We start from the raw sequence: 17,293 nt of genomic DNA, 5'->3' as shown, positions 1-17,293 counted from the left end.
CGCATGGTGTATCGGCGGACCCAGCAGGTGATGAAGCGCCTCGCGGCCCGCCGCCGCGCCATTCTGACCGCCGCGCGGGATATTGCCAGCAGCGGGGGGATGGCGGCGGTGCAGATCGCGCCGGTCGCGCTTCGCGCCGATGTGGCCGCAGGTACCGTCTATCGTTACTTTCCCTCGAAAGCCGATCTGGTTTCAGAACTGATCGCCGAGGTCGCGCGGGATGAGTTGACGGCAATACAAGGCGCCGCTGATGCGGCGCCAGGCCCATCCTCCGCGCTCGCGGCCGCCATCGCTACCGTCGCCATGCACATGGTGTCTCACCGGAAACTGGCGTGGGGCATTCTGGCTGAACCGGTCGATGTGGATGTGGCCGCGACCCGGTTGGCGAGCCGCCGTGACATCGCAGGCGAGATCGAGGGGCGCATTAAAGCTGCCATAAGCGCCGGCCATCTGCCGCAGCAGGATACGTCGCTCGCCGCGACCGCGCTGCTTGGCGCGCTGCATGAAGCGCTGGTGGGTCCGCTCGCGCCCGACTTCGATGATCAGGCGACACTGTGTGATGTGGTGAAGGCTGCGACCTTACTGGCGCTGCGTGCGGTCGGCGTGACGGATGCGCGCGCCCGCGGGCTTGTCGTTCAGGCGGCCCTGCCGGCACGGATGCCGGCAGGGGAGTAAAACGGGCTAAAGCCGACGCTACTTCGCCTTGACCTTGCCGTCCTTGTCGAATTGCGAAACATAGGCCCAGAGGTTGTCGAGTTCGCTTTCCTTCTTGATGCCGGCGAACACCATCTTCGTGCCCGGGACCTTCGCCTTCGGATCCTTGATGTATTCCTTGAACTCGGCCTCGGTCCAGGTGATGCCGGAAGCCTTGTTGGCGGGCGAATAAGCATAGCCTTCCACGGCGCCGGAGTGGCGTCCGTCCAGACCGTTCAGTTCCGGCCCGACCTTGTTCTTGGCGCCTTCGCCGATTTCATGACATGCCTTGCACTTGTTGAAGGCTGCCTTACCGGCCTCTACGTCCCCCGCGGACGAAGTGCCCACGCTTGCGAGCGTGACGCCCAGGACGGTCAGTGCGGAGATGACGAACGTTTTCATGGAGACCTCTTAAAGTCCTTGTGAGTGGCTTCGGGCTGAAGCTTAAGGGATTGCCGCCTTCCCGGAGAGGGAAAGGGTGCTCATGGCTCTGTGACTCGCAGGTCATCATAACCTCTGATACGAGCCGCAGAATCGGAAGATAACACCGATCTTAGAACGATTCGAGTGTGATTTCGTTCCAGACAAGGCTCCGATTGCCACAGCCTGTCGATGCGGGCCATACGATGGTACCTTCCGCGTCGTCGATGGCGGCTTCCGGATGAGCCTACACAGAACGGACGAAATATGGTTGATCCGGAAGGTTATGATGATCGGCACGGTCCGGTCGCGATCGCGGAGCGCCTGCCCATGACCATCATGATGCCCGCCTCGGATCAAACGGTGCTCGATCGCCGCGAGGCCATCGTCGCGGACTTGCGCGCGATCGTGCCGGGCGAGGGCGTCATCTCCAGCGCGGCGGAGATGCTGCCGTATGAATCGGATGCCCTGACTGCCTATCGGCAGCCGCCGATGGTGGTGGTGTTGCCGGAAACCACGGAGCAGGTGTCGCGCGTTCTGAAATACTGCTTCGACAACGGCATCAAGGTGGTGCCGCGCGGCTCCGGCACCTCGCTGTCGGGCGGCGCGCTGCCGCTGGCCGACGCGGTGCTCCTGGGCTTAAGCAAGTTCAAGCGCATCCGTGAGATCGATTTCGACAACCGCGTCGTCGTCACCGAGCCCGGCGTCACCAATCTCGCCATCAGCCAGGCGGTGGCCCATGCCGGGTTTTACTACGCGCCGGACCCCTCGTCGCAGATCGCCTGTTCGATCGGCGGCAACATCGCGGAGAATTCCGGCGGCGTTCACTGCCTGAAATACGGCATGACGACGAACAACGTGCTCGGCTGCGAGCTTGTGCTGATGTCGGGCGAGGTCCTGCGCATCGGCGGCAAGGCGCCCGAGCAGGCGGGCTATGACCTGATGGGCATCATCACCGGGTCCGAAGGCCTGCTCGGCGTCGTCACCGAAGTCACCGTCCGCATTCTGCGGAAACCGGAAACCGCGCGGGCGCTGATGGTCGGATTCGCGCAGGTCGAAGCGGCGGGGGAATGCGTGGCGCGGATCATCGGCGCCGGCATCATTCCCGGCGGCATGGAGATGATGGACAGGCCGGCGATCCACGCCGCCGAAGCCTTCGTTAACGCCGGCTATCCGCTGGATGTCGAGGCGCTGCTGATCATCGAGCTGGACGGCTCCGCCATCGAGGTCGACGAACTCATCAAGCGCGTCGAGGTCATCGCGCTCGGCTGCGGATCGAGCACCTGCCGGATTTCCGGTTCGGAAACGGAGCGTGACCTGTTCTGGGCCGGCCGCAAGGCGGCGTTCCCGGCGGTCGGCCGCATCTCTCCCGACTATATCTGCATGGACGGCACCATTCCGCGCGGCGCGCTGCCGAGGGCGCTGGCGCGCATTCGCGAGCTTAGTGAAAAATACGGTCTCGGCGTCGCCAATGTCTTCCATGCGGGAGACGGCAATCTTCATCCGCTCATTCTGTATGATGCCAACAAGCCCGGCGAGATGGACAAGGCGGAGGCGTTCGGCGCGGATATTCTGCGATGCTGCGTCGAACTGGGCGGCGTCCTGACCGGCGAGCACGGCGTCGGCATCGAGAAGCGGGACCTCATGCCGCATATGTTCAGCGAGGCCGATCTCAGCCAGCAGCAGCGGCTGAAATGCGCGTTCGACGCCCAAGGTCTTCTCAATCCGGGCAAGGTGTTTCCGACGCTGCACCGCTGCGCCGAACTCGGCCGCGTTCATGTGCACGGCGGCAGGCTGCCGTTCCCGGACCTGCCGAGATTCTGATGACAAGGCGATGTCCCATCCGCATGCTCCGTCATGCCCGGCACACAGGCGAGCGGAGCGACGCCGTTCTTCGAGCGGCTATGCCCGGCCATGATGATCGTGAAGGCTTCGCCGCATTGAGGCAATCGTGAACATCCTGCACATACGCGACGCCGCTGATGTCGAAGGCGCGGTGCGCGCCGCCGTCGCGGGCGAGCAGCCGCTTGAGATCATCGGGCATGGATCGAAGCGGTCGATCGGCCATGCGATGACCACCAACGCGGTGCTCGACGTGTCGGCGCTCAACGCGGTGACATCCTACGAGCCGCATGAACTCATCGTCACGGTGCAGGCCGGCGCGCCGCTGGACGAGGTGGTGCCGCTGCTCGATTCCAGAAATCAGGCGTTTGCGTTCGAGCCGATGAATACCGCCGCGCTGCTCGGCGTCCGACCCGGTCGCGGCACCATCGGCGGCATGATCGGCGCCGGGCTGGCGGGGCCGCGCCGTATCAAGGCCGGCGGCGTGCGGGACCATCTGCTCGGTGCTCACGCGGTCTCCGGCTTCGGCGACGGTTTCAAGGCTGGAGGCAGGGTGGTGAAGAACGTCACCGGCTACGATCTCTGCAAGCTGCTGGCCGGATCGTGGGGCACGCTGGCGGTCATGACCGAGGTGACGCTCAAGGTGATGCCGAAGGCGGAGGCCGAGCGCACGCTGGTGTTGCGCGGGCTTGATGATGTCACCGCCAACCGGGCGATGACGGCCGCGATGGGTTCGCCCTATGACGTATCGGGGGCGGCGCACCTGCCTCATTCGGCGCTCAAGGCGGCGCGGGGCGCGCTGGCCGCTCTCGCATCAACGGGACAGGCTGCGACGTTGCTGCGGCTGGAAGGCATCAAAGCCTCGGTGGCTCATCGCGGAGCGGCGCTCGCGGCGCATCTTGCGTCTTTCGGGGCGGGCGAGCTTGTTGAAGATTCCGAATCGGCGGCGCTGTGGCGCGATGTTCGTGACGTCGCGCCCTTCGCGGCTGACGGTCCGCTGGGCGCCTGGCCGGTGTGGAGGATCGTCTGCCCCCCGGCGTCGGGGGGCGGCTTCGGACAGGCGCTGGCGCGTGAGACCGGCGGCGAGGTGGTCTACGACTGGGGCGGCGGATTGCTCTGGGCGGCGCTGCCGCCGTCGGTCGATGTCGTCGATGCGCATGCCGCGTCGCTGCGTCGACGGCTCGCTTCGCTTGGCGGTCACGCGACCCTGCTGCGGGCGGACGACGCTTTGCGCCGGACTGTTGATGTGTTTCCCCCGCAGGCAAAGGGGGTCGCGGCGCTGGCCGAGCGGGTGCGGCGGAGCTTCGATCCCGAAAGCATTTTCAATCGCGGCAGGCTGACGCGGACGCCGATCTCATGAGAACCGAATTTACGCCCGCTCAATTGAGCGATCCTGATATCGCCGAGGCTGACAAGATCCTGCGCAAGTGCGTCCATTGCGGATTTTGCACGGCGACGTGCCCGACCTATGTGCTGCTCGGCGACGAACTCGACAGCCCGCGCGGCCGGATTTACCTGATCAAGCAGATGCTCGAAACCAACGAGCCGCCGACGGCCGAGGTCGTCAAGCACATCGATCGTTGCCTGTCGTGCCTTGCCTGCATGACGACCTGTCCCTCCGGGGTCAATTACATGCACCTGGTGGATCAGGCGCGGGTCAGGATCGAGAAGGAGTATGCGCGTCCGCTTTCCGAACGGCTGCTGAGAGCCGTTCTTGCTTTCGTGCTGCCGAGACCGAAAATCTTTCGGGCCAGCATGATCCTGGCGCGTTTCGCCCGGCCGTTCGCCGCGCTGCTGCCGGACTCGAAAGGGGGCGTGACGCCGGCGCTGCTGCGCAGGATCAAGGCGATGCTGGCGCTTGCGCCGGCGTCGTTGCCCGCTCCCGGAGCGGCCGCGGGACGTGTGTTTCCAGCCAAGGGCAAGAGGCTTGGCCGCGTCGCTCTGCTGCAGGGCTGCGCCCAGCAGGTGCTGGCGCCGCGCATCAATGAGGCCGCGGTCCGCCTGTTGACCCGTCACGGCGTCGAGGTGGTGCTGGTGGCGGACGAGCAATGTTGTGGCGCGCTGACCCATCACCTGGGTGACGACCGGGATGCTCTGGCGCGTGCCCGCGCCAATATCAGGGCCTGGACCCGCGAAGCGGAACAGGGCGGGCTTGACGCCATTCTGGTCACGACCTCCGGCTGCGGCACCGTTATCAAGGACTACGGTTATCTGTTGCGGGAGGACCGCGACTTCGCCGGACCGGCCGCAAAGATCTCGGGTCTGGCCAAGGATATCACCGAGTACGTCGCCAGCCTCGATCTGCCGCCACCGCCGAGTCCGAGCCAACTCGTCATCGCCTATCACTCGGCCTGTTCGCTTCAGCACGGCCAGAAAATCACGCAGCTTCCGAAAGATTTGCTTTTCAAGAATGGATTCGTGGTGAAAGATATACCGGAGAGTCATTTGTGTTGCGGTTCGGCGGGGACCTACAACATTCTCCAGCCTGACATTGCGGATCGACTGCGCGACCGGAAGGTCGCCAACATCGCAAGCGTCAAGCCGGACATGATCGCCGCCGGAAACATCGGGTGCATGATTCAAATTGCCGGCGGAACGTCGGTCCCTGTTGTTCACACGATTGAACTTCTCGATTGGGCGACGGGCGGCCCCCGGCCAGGGCTGAATTGATCGGCGGCAACAGGAGAACCACGATGGCTAAGAAATCCGGCAAGGCGAAGGGCGTTAAGGCCAAGAAGAGCAAGAAGAAGAAGGCCGTAGCGGCGAACAAGAAGTCCACGAAGAAGTCCGGCAAGAAGTCGGCGAAGACGGCTTCGAAAAAGAAGGCGGTGAAGAAGAAGTCAACGAAGAAGTCGGTCAAGAAATCTGCAAGGAAGTCCGCGAAGAAGGCCGCCAGAAAGTCTCCGGGGCAATCCGCTAAAAAATTGGCGAAGAAGTCAGCCAGGAAGTCGGCGAAGCGATCCCCCGGAAAATCCGCGAAGAAGCCGGCGGCCAAGCGCAGGGCTTCAACGAGAAAGCCGGTTGCCAAGAGGGCGGCCCCAAAACCCAAGGCGACGGTTATGCCGGAAACCAGCTGGGCGATGCCGGAGCCTGCGGCCTCATCCTATGGCGATGTTGATCAAGTCGCGCCGGGCTCGGGAGAGGACGGCAACTAGAACGACATGAGGCTAGCGTGGTGGCTCAGAAGTTCGCTTCATGTTACCAGCGAGTCCTTCAAGCGAACTTCTGAACCCGAGCCACACGGGATTAGATTTATAGGTTGCTGGAGCATCGGACCCGAAAGTGGGAGCCGGTTTCGGGATAAATCCGATGCTCAATCAGTTAACTGGAGCGGCGGCGCTGATTCCATTTGATTGGCCGCCGCTCTGGAGCGTTTCGGGCATGTCCTCAGGCTTGCCCCGTGGATGGACACCGGTTCGCGCCAGGAACGCGTCAAATCAGGATCATCGAGCCTTTCCACGTCTGATTCTATGAGAAGCGGAAAGGCTCGATGATCGTTCAATGAGGGCGGATGACTGCAAGATTCGCGTTTCTGTCGGGTGTGGTCACGCTCGCGCTGGGAGCGGCCTGCGCGTGGCCGGCTTTCGCGCAGGATGGATTTCCGTTCGGTTTCGAGATGACGCTGGATGCGCCGCCGCAGCCCGGATCAAAGCGTGTGCCATCGCTGGACATCGGCGACAGCGGCGGGGTCAAGCTCGAATTGTGGTGCAAGGGCGGGAAGGGCCAGTTCTCGGTTGCCGGTGAGACTGTCATCTTTGCCGCCGGCCCGCTGGAGGATCGCTCGTGTCCCCCGGAGAAAGCCAGGGCCGATGACGAGTTGGTGGCGGCGCTTTCCGAGGCGGCCACCTGGGAGCGACGGGGCGACGAAATCACGTTCGTCGGGCCGACCCGGCTGCGCTTCCATCTCAATACGAATTAGAGCATCGGACCCGAAAGTGGGAACCGGTTTCGGGATAAATCCGATGCTCAATCAACTAACTGGAGCGGCGGCGCTGGTTCGATTTGACCGGCCGCCGCTCTAAAGCGTGATCCAGACCCGAAGGACCGCGCCGGCGCAAAGTGGAAACCGGTTCTCGGAAAAGATCATGCTCCAACAAAGAGGATCATGCTTTGTCGCGATCCGCGACACGCCGGTTGAACATCCAAAGCGCGATCGCGCTGGCCAGCATCACCAGCCCTCCCAGCAGCACCGAAAAGGGAGTAGCGCCGAGTTTCTCAAACCATTGAGTATAGAAATGGATGCCGCTGAAGACGGCGACGAGGTTGACCAGCCAGCGTCGATTTGCCCGAACAGCCCATAACCCGGCGCTGAGCAACGCCGCCGCCCAGAGCACGCTGAATACCAGGCTGGGAATGACGGGTTTGGTCATGAGCGTCGAGGATACGTCCTCGGCAGCGAGCGATCGCATCAGCATCAGCGGATCGCCCCACAGTGAGCCGATCCAGAAGCCGAAATTGATCAGCAACAGTGAGGTACGCGCGGCGGTGATCGCGAGCCGCGCATATTCGGCTGGCAGACGTTGCGAGGCTTGATAGGCGATCAGCGCCACCATGGAAAACACGGCCACGGTCAGCGTCGGCTCGTAGATGGCCAGCGAATAGCTGGCGTGGCTATAGCCGGTGCGCGCGCCCAGGCAAGCCGAAGCCGCCAGCACCGCCAGCGCCATCAGCAGGCTGGAGCGGGCGATGATCGCCGCGAGGCCGAAAACACCTGTGATGATCAGCATGGTGGCCAAGAGGTCGCCGCGATAGGCGATGGCGCCGCCGCCAAACATCAGCGCGCCGATGACAAGGAAAATCTGCCCGAGAAGCATCCAGTGCTGCACGCGATTGAGTGCGATCGCGAAACCCGCGGCGAAAAGCGCCAGCCCGAAGCTGATCGCCGTCAACGGCGCGGGCGCCAGCGCCACCGCACCGGCCGCAATAGCGACGACGGCAAACCCGACCAGGATGTTGAGACCGAGCGAGGCTGTATCACGCGCGGCGAGCTTCGTGAGCCTCTCGGCTTCCTCGCTCGTGAGCTTGCCTTCTTCGACAAGCCTGGAAATGTCCAGCGTGATTTTCACCCGTCCCTCATCCCGCGGAGCCCGTCGCTAAGGCGATCATCGACCGGGTTCACCAACGCTATTTCCAGGCCGATGCGTCGACGTCCCAGCGCTGGGCCTTGAACTGTTTCGCCAGCGCATCCATCGCGCCGCGATCATTGGCCTCGATGCTTTCGCCGTCGCCGGCTGACAGATCGTCGGCGAGGCCGAGCCTCGGTCCATCGCTTTCGTCCGCCGTGGTGGTCGAGGGAGCGCCGATCCAGAGTATGATGCGGTCGGATCCCTCGGGTCTGTCGGGGCCAGGCAGCACCGTCACCTCGATGGTGTCGGTCAGGCCGAGCGCTGGAGCCAGCGTGCTGGGACGTTTGAAGGTCAGCGTCAACTTGCCGGTGTCGTCGCTCCATTTTGCGGACACCGGCTTCGCGTCCAGGGATTTTCCCAGCACGCCGGAAATCGCGTCCGCAAGCTTGTCGCGATTGAGCTTGCCCTTGTCACGCCAGTCCGCCGCCGGAAACCGGATCGTGCGCTCCATGTCGAACATGCCGGCGCTCCAGCCCGCGGCGATCACGCCGGGCGTCGCCTTCATCCGGGCGACCAGAGCGGGCGCACGCTCCGGATCGATGTTGATGTCGATGACCTGCGCGCCGGCCCGCAGCGTCTCGCAGGTTACCTCGAGGCTGTTCAGCAGCACCCGGAGATTTTGTCCTCTCAACCCCTTGAGCAGATCGGTCGCGGCATCGGTTTTCACTTTCACGGCGATGGCTTCGGGAGACACCTCGGTGAAATCCTTCGGCGATGCGATGATGCCGTCATCGCTCGTCCGGACATCGTTGAACTCGGCTTCGCTGAGATCGGAATTGTCCGTTGAGGTCACCTCGGTCACGCGCTCGCCGACGCTGATCCTGCCGTCGAATTCGAAAGTATCGCCGGTGGGCTTGCGTGTGAGCTTCACCGTGACCGGCAGCTTGTCGCCGATGCTTTGGGTGCTGCCGGTCAGGGTCGAACCGTTCACCGCGAGGTTGGCGACGAAGCGATCCTTGCGGTCGGAGCCTTTTTCCGCAGGGTAACATACGTCGAGAACGGCGCTCGTGACGGTCTTGCCCTGGCGGGTTTCCTTGAGGATGACATCCGCGTTGCCTTCCATCAGTCCGTCGATGGAGGTGAAATATCTTACCTCGGCGCCGCCGGGCGTCGTCCTGGGAAGCGGTCTGTCCTGCGCCCGCACAGTCGCCGGCAAAACGATCATCAGACTGATCAGGCACAGCCGCAGCGCGCGCATGGAAAATTCCCCGCTTGTCGAATCGACCTCCAGCCTAGAACCTGCTTCGCGAAAAAAGAAGGCCGCCCGGAGGCGGCCTTCTGGCTTTAGCTTGGTTCAACTGCGTTGAAGTCAGACTCAAACCTTAATTTTTTGATCGAGCATGATCTCATCCGAAAACCGGTTTCCACTTTTCGGGATCATGCTCGAAGTCGAGCCGTGGAAGGGCTCAGAAGCCCATGCCGCCCATCCCACCCATTCCGCCGCCGCCGCCCGCCGGCATGGCCGGAGGCTCATCCTTCGGGAGTTCGGCGACCATGGCTTCGGTGGTCACGAGCAGCCCCGCGATCGAGGAGGCGTCCTGCAAGGCGGTGCGCACGACCTTGGCCGGATCGATGATGCCCTTGGCGACCATGTCGACATACTCTTCTTTTTGAGCGTCGAAGCCGAAGGTCTCGGTCTTGTTTTCGAGAATCTTGCCCACCACGATGGAGCCCTCGACGCCGGCGTTTTCCGCGATCTGGCGGATCGGGGCTTCCAGTGCCTTCAGCACGATGTTGATGCCGGCCTGCACGTCCGAGTTGTCGTTGTTGATGCGGCCGACCGCCTTCCTGGCCCGCAGCAGCGCGGTGCCGCCGCCGGGCACGATGCCTTCCTCGACCGCGGCGCGCGTGGCGTTGAGGGCATCCTCGACGCGATCCTTCTTTTCCTTGACCTCGATCTCGGTCGCGCCTCCGACACGGATGACCGCGACGCCGCCCGCGAGCTTGGCCAGGCGTTCCTGCAGCTTCTCGCGGTCATAGTCGGAGGTGGTCTCCTCGATCCGCGCCTTGATCTGTCCGACGCGTGCCTCGATATCCTTTTTCTTGCCGGCGCCGTTGACGATGGTGGTGTTCTCCTTGTCGATCAGCACCTTCTTGGCGCGGCCAAGCATGTTCAGGGTGACATTCTCGAGCTTCATGCCGAGTTCGTCGGAGATGAGCTGGCCGTTGGTCAGGATGGCGATGTCTTCCAGCATCGCCTTGCGGCGATCGCCGAATCCGGGCGCCTTCACCGCGGCCACCTTCAGGCCGCCCCGAAGCCGATTGACCACCAGCGCGGCCAGCGCCTCCCCCTCGACGTCTTCCGCGACGATCAGCAGCGGCTTGCCGGATTTCACGACCGCTTCGAGCACCGGCAGCAAGGCCTGAAGGCCGGTCAGCTTCTTCTCGTGCAGCAGGATGTAGGCGTCGTCGAGTTCGGCCGCCATCTTCTCCGCGTTGGTCACGAAGTAGGGGCTCAGATAGCCACGATCGAACTTCATGCCCTCCACGATATCGACGTCGGTTTCGAGCGACTTGTTCTCCTCGACGGTGATGACGCCGTCATTGCCGACCTTCTGCATCGCCTGCGCGATCATCTTGCCGATCGAGGCGTCGCCGTTGGACGAGATGGTGCCGACCTGAGCGACTTCGGCCGAGGAGGCGACCGCCTTCGCGCGCTTGCGGATGTCCTTCACCACGGCGGCGACGGCGATGTCGATGCCGCGCTTGAGGTCCATGGGATTCATGCCGGCGGCGACCGCCTTCGCGCCCTCGCGAACGATGGCCTGCGCCAGCACCGTGGCGGTGGTGGTGCCGTCGCCGGCGAGATCGTTGGTCTTGGAGGCGACCTCGCGCACCATCTGAGCGCCCATGTTCTCGAACCTGTCTTCGAGTTCGATCTCCTTGGCGACGGTGACGCCGTCCTTGGTGATGCGGGGCGCGCCGAAGCTCCTCTCGATCACGACGTTGCGGCCTTTCGGGCCGAGCGTCACCTTTACCGCATCGGCGAGAATATCGACGCCGCGCAGCATGCGTTGACGCGCGTCGCCGGAAAACTTGACGTCTTTAGCGGGCATGGATGACTCCTGATACGGTGATTATCTTGTTTTCGTCATGTCCGCGCTCGTCGCGGGCATCCACGCCGTCTTATGCATACTTATGCATATCGTTCAGTGAGACGTGGATGGCCGGGACCAGCCCGGCCATGACGGCGTAAGGGGGTCGGGGCGGCTGCCTAGCCCACCACGCCCATGATGTCGGACTCCTTCATGATGAGGAGTTCCTGGCCGTCGAGCTTGATCTCGGTGCCCGACCATTTGCCGAACAGCACCTTGTCGCCGACCTTGATATCGATCGGCGTGAGCTTGCCGGCCTCGTCGCGTCCGCCGGGACCGACCGCCACGACCTCGCCCTGCGAGGGCTTCTCCTTTGCCGAGTCGGGAATGATGATGCCGCCTTTGGTCTTTTCCTCGGCGTCGATCCGTTTGACCACGACGCGGTCATGCAGCGGACGAAATTTGGTCTTAGCCATAACGCTCCTCCAGGGGGTTCGCAGGACTCTGAATTGCCATCGACGGGATGCATGCGCTCTGATCCGCGACGGCCGAGCGATTCGTATCTTTTGGCAATCGTATTGCGAGAGTGCCACTCATTGGCGGGAATATGGCTTGGCAGCCATGCTGTCAAGCAAGCCCCTTAAGCTGTTAGTGAGGGGTGTAGGATAAATGCAACCATGTCGTGGCTTCTCCGCGTTGGCGAAAGCGGGTGCTACGACTTCACTTCTATAGGCTCGGCTGCTTGGGCGCGGCGGCCGGGAATTCGATCGGGGAACTTGACAATGGTCAGATCAGACGGCGGACGCGCGGCTTTGAACCTTGGGGCGGCCGCGGCCCTGGCGGTTTTTCTCGGCGGATGCGGGTCGTTCGGCTCGGTCGGACTGTCGCCGCAACCGCCGCCGCCGCCCCAGCCGCCCGTCGAGCCTGAGCTTCCGGCCTCGATCCGCGCCGAGGAACTGGTCGGGCGGTGGGGCCTTGCATCCTATCAGAACCCGAACGACCGGGCGCGGACCGAGGCGGCGGCAAAGTCGCAGTGCCGGAACCCCTATGTGATCAGCGCGGGCGGCAATGGCGGCGTCATCATGCATCTTGCCGATGAGGCAACGCCGCAGGAGTTGCGGCTCAAGGGCAGCCAGAGCGGCAAGAACTACATCGGGCCGGAAGGTCCGCCCGGCGGTCCGAAAGACCGCGAGATCGTCTCCTTTGACGGCCGCGTGCTGGTCACGCGCTTCATCGATGCGGATGCGGCGACCCGCTACGGCAACATGGTTTATATCCGCTGCGCGCCGAAGCGCTGAGCATCCGGTTTATAGCGTTTTCGAGCGAACCGGATTCTACTTCGCTCGAAAGCGCTCTAACCGAACAGCGCGTCGATATCGTCCTGTGAGGCGTGCCCCTCGTCGCCTTCGAGCTTCGGGCCATTCAGCAGCTTCGCGTCGCCGACGCGATCGTCGATGATCGGCGGCGCATGGGCGCGGATGGCGTCGACGCCGCCCCAGATCTCCATCATGACATTGATGTGATGTTCGATGAACGTCATCGTGCTCATCACCTTGGCGATGCGCTGGCCGGTGAGATCCTGGAAATTGCACGCCTCGAAAATCGAGATCACGCGCTCCTGGATGTCCTCGCTCAGCAGCCGGGCCTGCTCCGGGGAAGCCGCGCTGGATAGCGCGCCGGCGGACTGATCGATCGCTTCGGCCGCTTCCAGGATCTGCTGGGTCGCCTGCTCGGTCCCTCCCACGACGGCGTCAAGCTCGTCGGTGACCTTCGCCATCTCGTTGCCGTCGAAGCTCTTGCCATGCAGAACCGCAATCTCCTGCTTGGTGCGGTTGATGGCTTCATAGATCAGATCGAGCTCTGTCTTAAGCTTTTCACACTGGTCGATCTGTGTGCGGTAGGTTTGCAGCAGCGCCTGCGTATCGGCGGCTTCGCGGCCGGCGTCTTTCTCGCCGTCCGCGTCGCTCTGCTTCGGGTCGCTGCGGTGCGGCGCTCCCATCTGTTGGCGGATCGCCCGCAACTCCGCCATGATCTCGCGATGCACCGGCATTGGCGCCTCGTCGAGGGTTGCGATAACCGGCGTGCCGCCGCCCAGGATTTCCTCGACGCGGAAGCGCTTGCGTTGAACAGCCATCAGACTCTCCGGCTTCTGGATTCGTCCGGTTTTACACCCGCGTGGTTTAACGCCCGGTTCATGTGGGAACCGCTTGCCTGAATCCGAGGCGCTTGCCCGCGGGAAGCGATGCTCTTCATGGAAAATAAACGCTACCGCAAAGAACCCCGCCACATCCGACGGTGTGGTGAATCCAACCGTCGTTCCGTTTACCAAACCGACGCGAGTTTGATTCTTAGTTCACTGTGCGGGAAGGGTGCACGATTGACGCTGCCTCCCTGCGACGATCCACGGCGAAACAGTGCAGAGTACGTCGATGTTCAGACACATATCCTTCGCGCTGCTGGCGGGCGTGTCGCTTGCTGGCCTCGACATCCAGCAGGCTTCCGCAAGAGATCCGCAAGCCAGGTTCTTTACCGAGCCGACCGTTGTTCACGCCGATCAATACGCGCCGCAGCCATCCGGGCAACATCTTGCATATGCAGGGCGGCGCAACATGGGCGGCGGATTCATCGAGCTGCTGTTTGGAGATAACCAGCAGCAAGAATCGCATTATCCGCAGGAGCCTTACGATTCGCGTCCGCTTTATGTGCCGCAACCGTATGCGCCGCAATCGGAGCAGACCATGCCGGAGCAGGATGCGAGCGAGGCCGCGCGTCCGGCGTTCGATCCGAAATTCGAGCGGCAGCTCGTCGCGTATCACGGCAAGGAAGCCGCCGGCACCATCGTCATCGATACCTCGAACAAGTTTCTTTACCTCGTGCAGGGCGAGGGCAAAGCGCTTCGCTATGGCGTCGGCGTCGGCAAGCCCGGCTTTCTGTGGGCCGGCACCAAGACGATCTCGGCAAAGAGGGAATGGCCCGATTGGACCCCGCCCGCGGAGATGCTGAAGCGCCGCCCCGATCTGCCGCGCCACATGGTGGGCGGGCCCCAGAATCCGCTCGGCGCTCGCGCGATGTATCTCGGCTCCTCACTTTACCGCATCCACGGTTCGAACGAGCCGTGGACGATCGGCACCAACGTATCCTCCGGCTGCATCCGGATGCGCAACCGGGATGTCATCGATCTCTATGATCGGGTTCGCGTTGGCGCGACGGTCGTCGTGATCTGACGCGTTTTATTTTCACGCGAACAGACAACTCATCCCCGGGTCAAGCCCGGGGACGTGCTTCGCTCGAAAACGCCATAAGGGCCCCGTCGTGCGGGGAGAACCGAAGGGCGTCAGGCGTCGTATCCGTCATCAAAGTCGTCGGAATCGTCGAAGTCGTCGGAATCGAAATCATCCTGATCGTGGTAATCGTCGCCATGAGCCTGGTCGAACGGGCCGTCTTGCGACGGATCGTCCTGCTTTTGCGATTCGACGTCTTTCACGCCGGCATCGCGTGCCAGGCTGCTGCCTGATTGATCGCCCGCGCCGCTCCATGGATTGGACGACGAGCCGGTGAGGCCGGAACTCGCTGCATTTGCTTCACCGCCGCCCATGATGGAGCGGATGCTGTTCAGAAGCAGGCTGCCGCCTACTACTCCCGCGGCGGCGGCCGCAGCCGTTCCGAGGAACGAGCCGCCGCCTGCTTGCGGTTGCGGCGTGCCATAAGGTTGACGGCCGACTCCTTGATCGAAACGTCCCTGATCGGCGCGACCGGCTTGGCCGGTCTGCTGCAACGCTTCACCGGTATTCCAGGCTGGTCGTTCCGACGGTATCGGGGGAGGCTGGACATTCGGGACCGAGCCGCGCGGGGCGGGTTTGCCGAAAACGGTGTCGCGCATCTGGTCGAGGAATCCGCCCCGGGCGGCCCGATCGGCGGCTCCGCCGCTCTCCAGTTCCTGGATGCGGTCGTTGGCGCGCCGCAATGCTTCGTCCTGCACGAGGACCGTTTGCACCAGCGTGTAAAGGGCGTTGGGCGCGCGCCGCAGACCCTCGGCGATCGCGGCGGCGGCGGCGGGATCCCGTGGCGTATTCTCGACGCCGGCGAGGCGGGTGAAGAGATCGTCGATCAACTGTCGTTCTTCCGGCGTCATGGTGCTCTCCCAAAAGGTGGCTGTTGGGATGTAGTCGTCTTCCGTGTCGCCAGTAGTGCCGGCCGGATTAAAATTTCTTCAGGCATGGCGGAGGCGGGGCGGGCTTGTCGATCGGTCAGCCCAGCGTCACCCGGTTGGCCACCAGCATGTCGGCGAAGTGGTCCCCGGCGAGGAATGCGTATTCCCGCTCGCGCTGGCCGGTGAGCGGATCGAAGGCGATCAGCGTGTCATCGACGAAGCCGGGATGGCACATGATCAGGCCGCCATCTGGCGAGCCGTCCAGAAACTGCTGCATCAGCGCGGCGAAATCGGGCTTCCTGAAATCATACGCACCGGCGAATGCCGGATTGAAACCTATTCCGTTGCGTGCAGCCTCGCGGCGAAAGCCAGCGCTCAGAACATCCAGCAGCAGCGCTTTGGCAGATCCCAATTGCTGCGCCAGCGGTTGGCGGCGGCCGCACTGGCGCACCCATGCGCCGGGCGCGGCGTTCCTGACCGCCGAGAGGAAGGCGTCGCGCACCTGCGGGAAAATCTGCACATGCTGATGCCCGTCGACGTAATCGGGGGCACGGCCAAACCGCTCGGCGAACGCGGCAATCTGCGCCGTCACCTCGTCGAGAATCATCTCGGGCTCGAGCCGGCGCAACACGCTCGCGCGCAGCATCCTGGAGAGCGGCGGGAACAGTCCGCCATCGAGCGGCCGGTAGTGCAGGGTCAGCGGATGGAACGGCGCGGTCAGGGTCAGGTGCAGACCGATGACGCAATTTGAATGGCGCGAGGCCGCCGTCTTCAGCGCCTCCACCTCATCGCGCCCGGCGGCCGGGCCGACCACCATCACCGACGTCGCGTTGATGCGCTCCCGCCCGATCAGATCGCGGATCGCGCGGTTGACGCCTGGACTGATGCCGTAATCGTCAGCGCACAACCGGATCCGGCGTTGCAATGATTTTGGATCGAATCGATCCAAAATTTTGTCATCGCCGCTCATTCGGCGGCGGTCCTGGGCGGATCGCCTGCGGACGGTTCGCTCCCGGCCTGCTTCACGCTGTGCTCGGCCACGAAATAGATCGGCCGCGCTTTCAGTTCTGAAAGTATCTTTCCGATATACTCGCCCATGATGCCGATCATCAGGAGCTGAACACCGCCAAGAGTCATGATGCCGACCACCAGCGAGGGATAGCCGGGTACGGACTCGCCATCGACCAGGGTCTCCCACAGGATCGACAGGCCGAACAGGAAGGCCGCGAGCGCCAGCAGCAGGCCGAGCAGGCTGGCCAGCCGTAGCGGTGCTACGGAAAAAGATGTTAGCCCCTCGATCGACAGGCCGAGCAGCCGCGCGGCGTTGAAGGTGGTCATGCCGTGGGCGCGAACGTCGGGCTCGTAGTCGACGCGAAACTGGCGGAAACCGATCCAGCTCGCGAGGCCCTTGAAGAAACGGTTTCGCTCCGGCATCCGGCGCAGCGCCGCGGCGGCGCGTGGCGACAACAGGCGAAAATCGCCGGCGTCTTGGGGAATCCGCTGGCGCGCGCCCCAGTTGATGATCGCGTAGAAGCTGTGCACGCCGATCCGCCGCAGCAGCGACTCGTTGGTCCGGTGCGACTTCGCCGTGTAGATGACGTCGTAGCCGTCGTTGATCCAGTGATCCACCAGCCGCTCCACGAGATCGGGCGAATGCTGGCCATCGCCGTCCATGAACAGCAGCGCGCCGCGCCGCGCGTGATCCAGGCCCGCCATCAAGGCGGCTTCCTTGCCGAAGTTGCGCGACAGCGACACCACCTGCACGTCCAGGATGGCGGCGGAAAGCGCGCGGGCCAGTTTCAACGTGTCGTCGGTCGAGCCATCGTCGACATAGACGACCTCGCAGGCGAGACTGTGCCGCTGCCTCAGCATCGCCGCGAGCGCACCGAGGCGTTCGTGCAACTGCTCAAGCCCGGCGGCCTCGTTGTAAACGGGAACGATGATCGACAGGCCCTGCGCGGCCGCGGCGGCCTCGTCCGCGGGAAGGGCTGGAAGGCTGGAGGCTGGCGTCATCGGTCGGTTCCGAC

At 63.6% G+C, this 17,293-nt stretch carries 17 protein-coding genes; 8 read left to right on the top strand and 9 right to left on the bottom strand.

The window, feature by feature from the left end:
* Window positions 1–3: 3 nt before the first annotated feature.
* On the top strand, window positions 4–675 hold the full coding sequence (locus ACMYR2_RS15260; RefSeq protein WP_347262765.1) for a TetR/AcrR family transcriptional regulator: 672 nt from the start codon (window positions 4–6) through the stop codon (window positions 673–675).
* Window positions 676–693: 18 nt separating this feature from the next.
* Here the strand turns inward: ACMYR2_RS15260 and ACMYR2_RS15255 are convergent, their stop codons facing one another.
* Window positions 694–1,095, bottom strand: coding sequence for a cytochrome c family protein (locus ACMYR2_RS15255; protein ID WP_347262766.1), 402 nt, complete (start codon window positions 1,093–1,095; stop codon window positions 694–696).
* 348 nt (window positions 1,096–1,443) lie between these two features.
* Here ACMYR2_RS15255 and ACMYR2_RS15250 point away from each other — a divergent pair, with 348 nt between their 5' ends.
* The 5 genes from ACMYR2_RS15250 (at window position 1,444) to ACMYR2_RS15230 (ending at window position 6,874) form a co-directional block, all read left to right on the top strand.
* Window positions 1,444–2,937: an FAD-linked oxidase C-terminal domain-containing protein gene (locus tag ACMYR2_RS15250; RefSeq protein ID WP_416194110.1), complete on the top strand. Its 1,494-nt coding sequence runs from the start codon at window positions 1,444–1,446 to the stop codon at window positions 2,935–2,937.
* A 127-nt stretch (window positions 2,938–3,064) separates the two neighbouring features.
* Complete coding sequence (locus ACMYR2_RS15245; RefSeq protein ID WP_347262767.1) at window positions 3,065–4,315, top strand: FAD-binding protein; 1,251 nt, start codon at window positions 3,065–3,067, stop codon at window positions 4,313–4,315.
* On the top strand, window positions 4,312–5,625 hold the full coding sequence (gene glcF, locus ACMYR2_RS15240; RefSeq protein WP_347262768.1) for a glycolate oxidase subunit GlcF: 1,314 nt from the start codon (window positions 4,312–4,314) through the stop codon (window positions 5,623–5,625). Before ACMYR2_RS15245 ends, glcF begins: the two co-directional genes overlap by 4 nt.
* 23 nt (window positions 5,626–5,648) lie before the next feature.
* Window positions 5,649–6,110: a hypothetical protein gene (locus ACMYR2_RS15235; protein ID WP_347262769.1), complete on the top strand. Its 462-nt coding sequence runs from the start codon at window positions 5,649–5,651 to the stop codon at window positions 6,108–6,110.
* A 356-nt stretch (window positions 6,111–6,466) separates the two neighbouring features.
* The gene (locus tag ACMYR2_RS15230; protein ID WP_416193246.1) at window positions 6,467–6,874 is read left to right on the top strand and encodes an META domain-containing protein; all 408 of its coding nucleotides are present in this window, start codon (window positions 6,467–6,469) and stop codon (window positions 6,872–6,874) included.
* A 184-nt stretch (window positions 6,875–7,058) separates the two neighbouring features.
* Here the strand turns inward: ACMYR2_RS15230 and ACMYR2_RS15225 are convergent, their stop codons facing one another.
* The 4 genes from ACMYR2_RS15225 to ACMYR2_RS15210 form a co-directional block, all read right to left on the bottom strand.
* Window positions 7,059–8,021: a hypothetical protein gene (locus ACMYR2_RS15225; protein WP_347264143.1), complete on the bottom strand. Its 963-nt coding sequence runs from the start codon at window positions 8,019–8,021 to the stop codon at window positions 7,059–7,061.
* Window positions 8,022–8,079: 58 nt separating this feature from the next.
* The gene (locus ACMYR2_RS15220) at window positions 8,080–9,279 is read right to left on the bottom strand and encodes a hypothetical protein (protein WP_347264144.1); all 1,200 of its coding nucleotides are present in this window, start codon (window positions 9,277–9,279) and stop codon (window positions 8,080–8,082) included.
* Between the two features lie 208 nt (window positions 9,280–9,487).
* Window positions 9,488–11,137, bottom strand: a complete 1,650-nt coding sequence (gene groL, locus ACMYR2_RS15215) for a chaperonin GroEL (protein WP_347264145.1) — start codon at window positions 11,135–11,137, stop codon at window positions 9,488–9,490.
* 158 nt (window positions 11,138–11,295) lie between these two features.
* Complete coding sequence (locus ACMYR2_RS15210; protein ID WP_347264146.1) at window positions 11,296–11,592, bottom strand: co-chaperone GroES; 297 nt, start codon at window positions 11,590–11,592, stop codon at window positions 11,296–11,298.
* Between the two features lie 306 nt (window positions 11,593–11,898).
* Between ACMYR2_RS15210 and ACMYR2_RS15205 the strand changes: the two genes are divergently transcribed.
* Entirely contained in the window at window positions 11,899–12,414 is a 516-nt protein-coding gene (locus tag ACMYR2_RS15205) for a hypothetical protein (protein WP_347264147.1), read from the top strand.
* 56 nt (window positions 12,415–12,470) lie between these two features.
* Here the strand turns inward: ACMYR2_RS15205 and ACMYR2_RS15200 are convergent, their stop codons facing one another.
* The gene (locus tag ACMYR2_RS15200) at window positions 12,471–13,250 is read right to left on the bottom strand and encodes a protein phosphatase CheZ (RefSeq protein WP_347264148.1); all 780 of its coding nucleotides are present in this window, start codon (window positions 13,248–13,250) and stop codon (window positions 12,471–12,473) included.
* Between the two features lie 295 nt (window positions 13,251–13,545).
* Between ACMYR2_RS15200 and ACMYR2_RS15195 the strand changes: the two genes are divergently transcribed.
* The gene (locus ACMYR2_RS15195; protein ID WP_347264149.1) at window positions 13,546–14,340 is read left to right on the top strand and encodes a L,D-transpeptidase; all 795 of its coding nucleotides are present in this window, start codon (window positions 13,546–13,548) and stop codon (window positions 14,338–14,340) included.
* A gap of 110 nt (window positions 14,341–14,450) precedes the next feature.
* Here the strand turns inward: ACMYR2_RS15195 and ACMYR2_RS15190 are convergent, their stop codons facing one another.
* From ACMYR2_RS15190 to ACMYR2_RS15180, 3 genes are all read right to left on the bottom strand, one after another.
* The gene (locus ACMYR2_RS15190; RefSeq protein ID WP_416193245.1) at window positions 14,451–15,248 is read right to left on the bottom strand and encodes a DUF2076 domain-containing protein; all 798 of its coding nucleotides are present in this window, start codon (window positions 15,246–15,248) and stop codon (window positions 14,451–14,453) included.
* Between the two features lie 115 nt (window positions 15,249–15,363).
* On the bottom strand, window positions 15,364–16,236 hold the full coding sequence (locus ACMYR2_RS15185) for a ChbG/HpnK family deacetylase (RefSeq protein WP_416193244.1): 873 nt from the start codon (window positions 16,234–16,236) through the stop codon (window positions 15,364–15,366).
* Window positions 16,233–17,279 (bottom strand): glycosyltransferase family 2 protein, encoded by a 1,047-nt coding sequence (locus tag ACMYR2_RS15180; RefSeq protein WP_347264153.1) that lies wholly within the window; start codon window positions 17,277–17,279, stop codon window positions 16,233–16,235. Before ACMYR2_RS15180 ends, ACMYR2_RS15185 begins: the two co-directional genes overlap by 4 nt.
* Window positions 17,280–17,293 lie beyond the last annotated feature (14 nt).

Source organism: Nitrobacter sp. TKz-YC01, assembly GCF_047824785.1.
Classification (GTDB): domain Bacteria; phylum Pseudomonadota; class Alphaproteobacteria; order Rhizobiales; family Xanthobacteraceae; genus Nitrobacter.
Note: the sequence above shows the minus strand (reverse complement) of the source record. Positions and strands in the feature narration are given on the sequence as shown.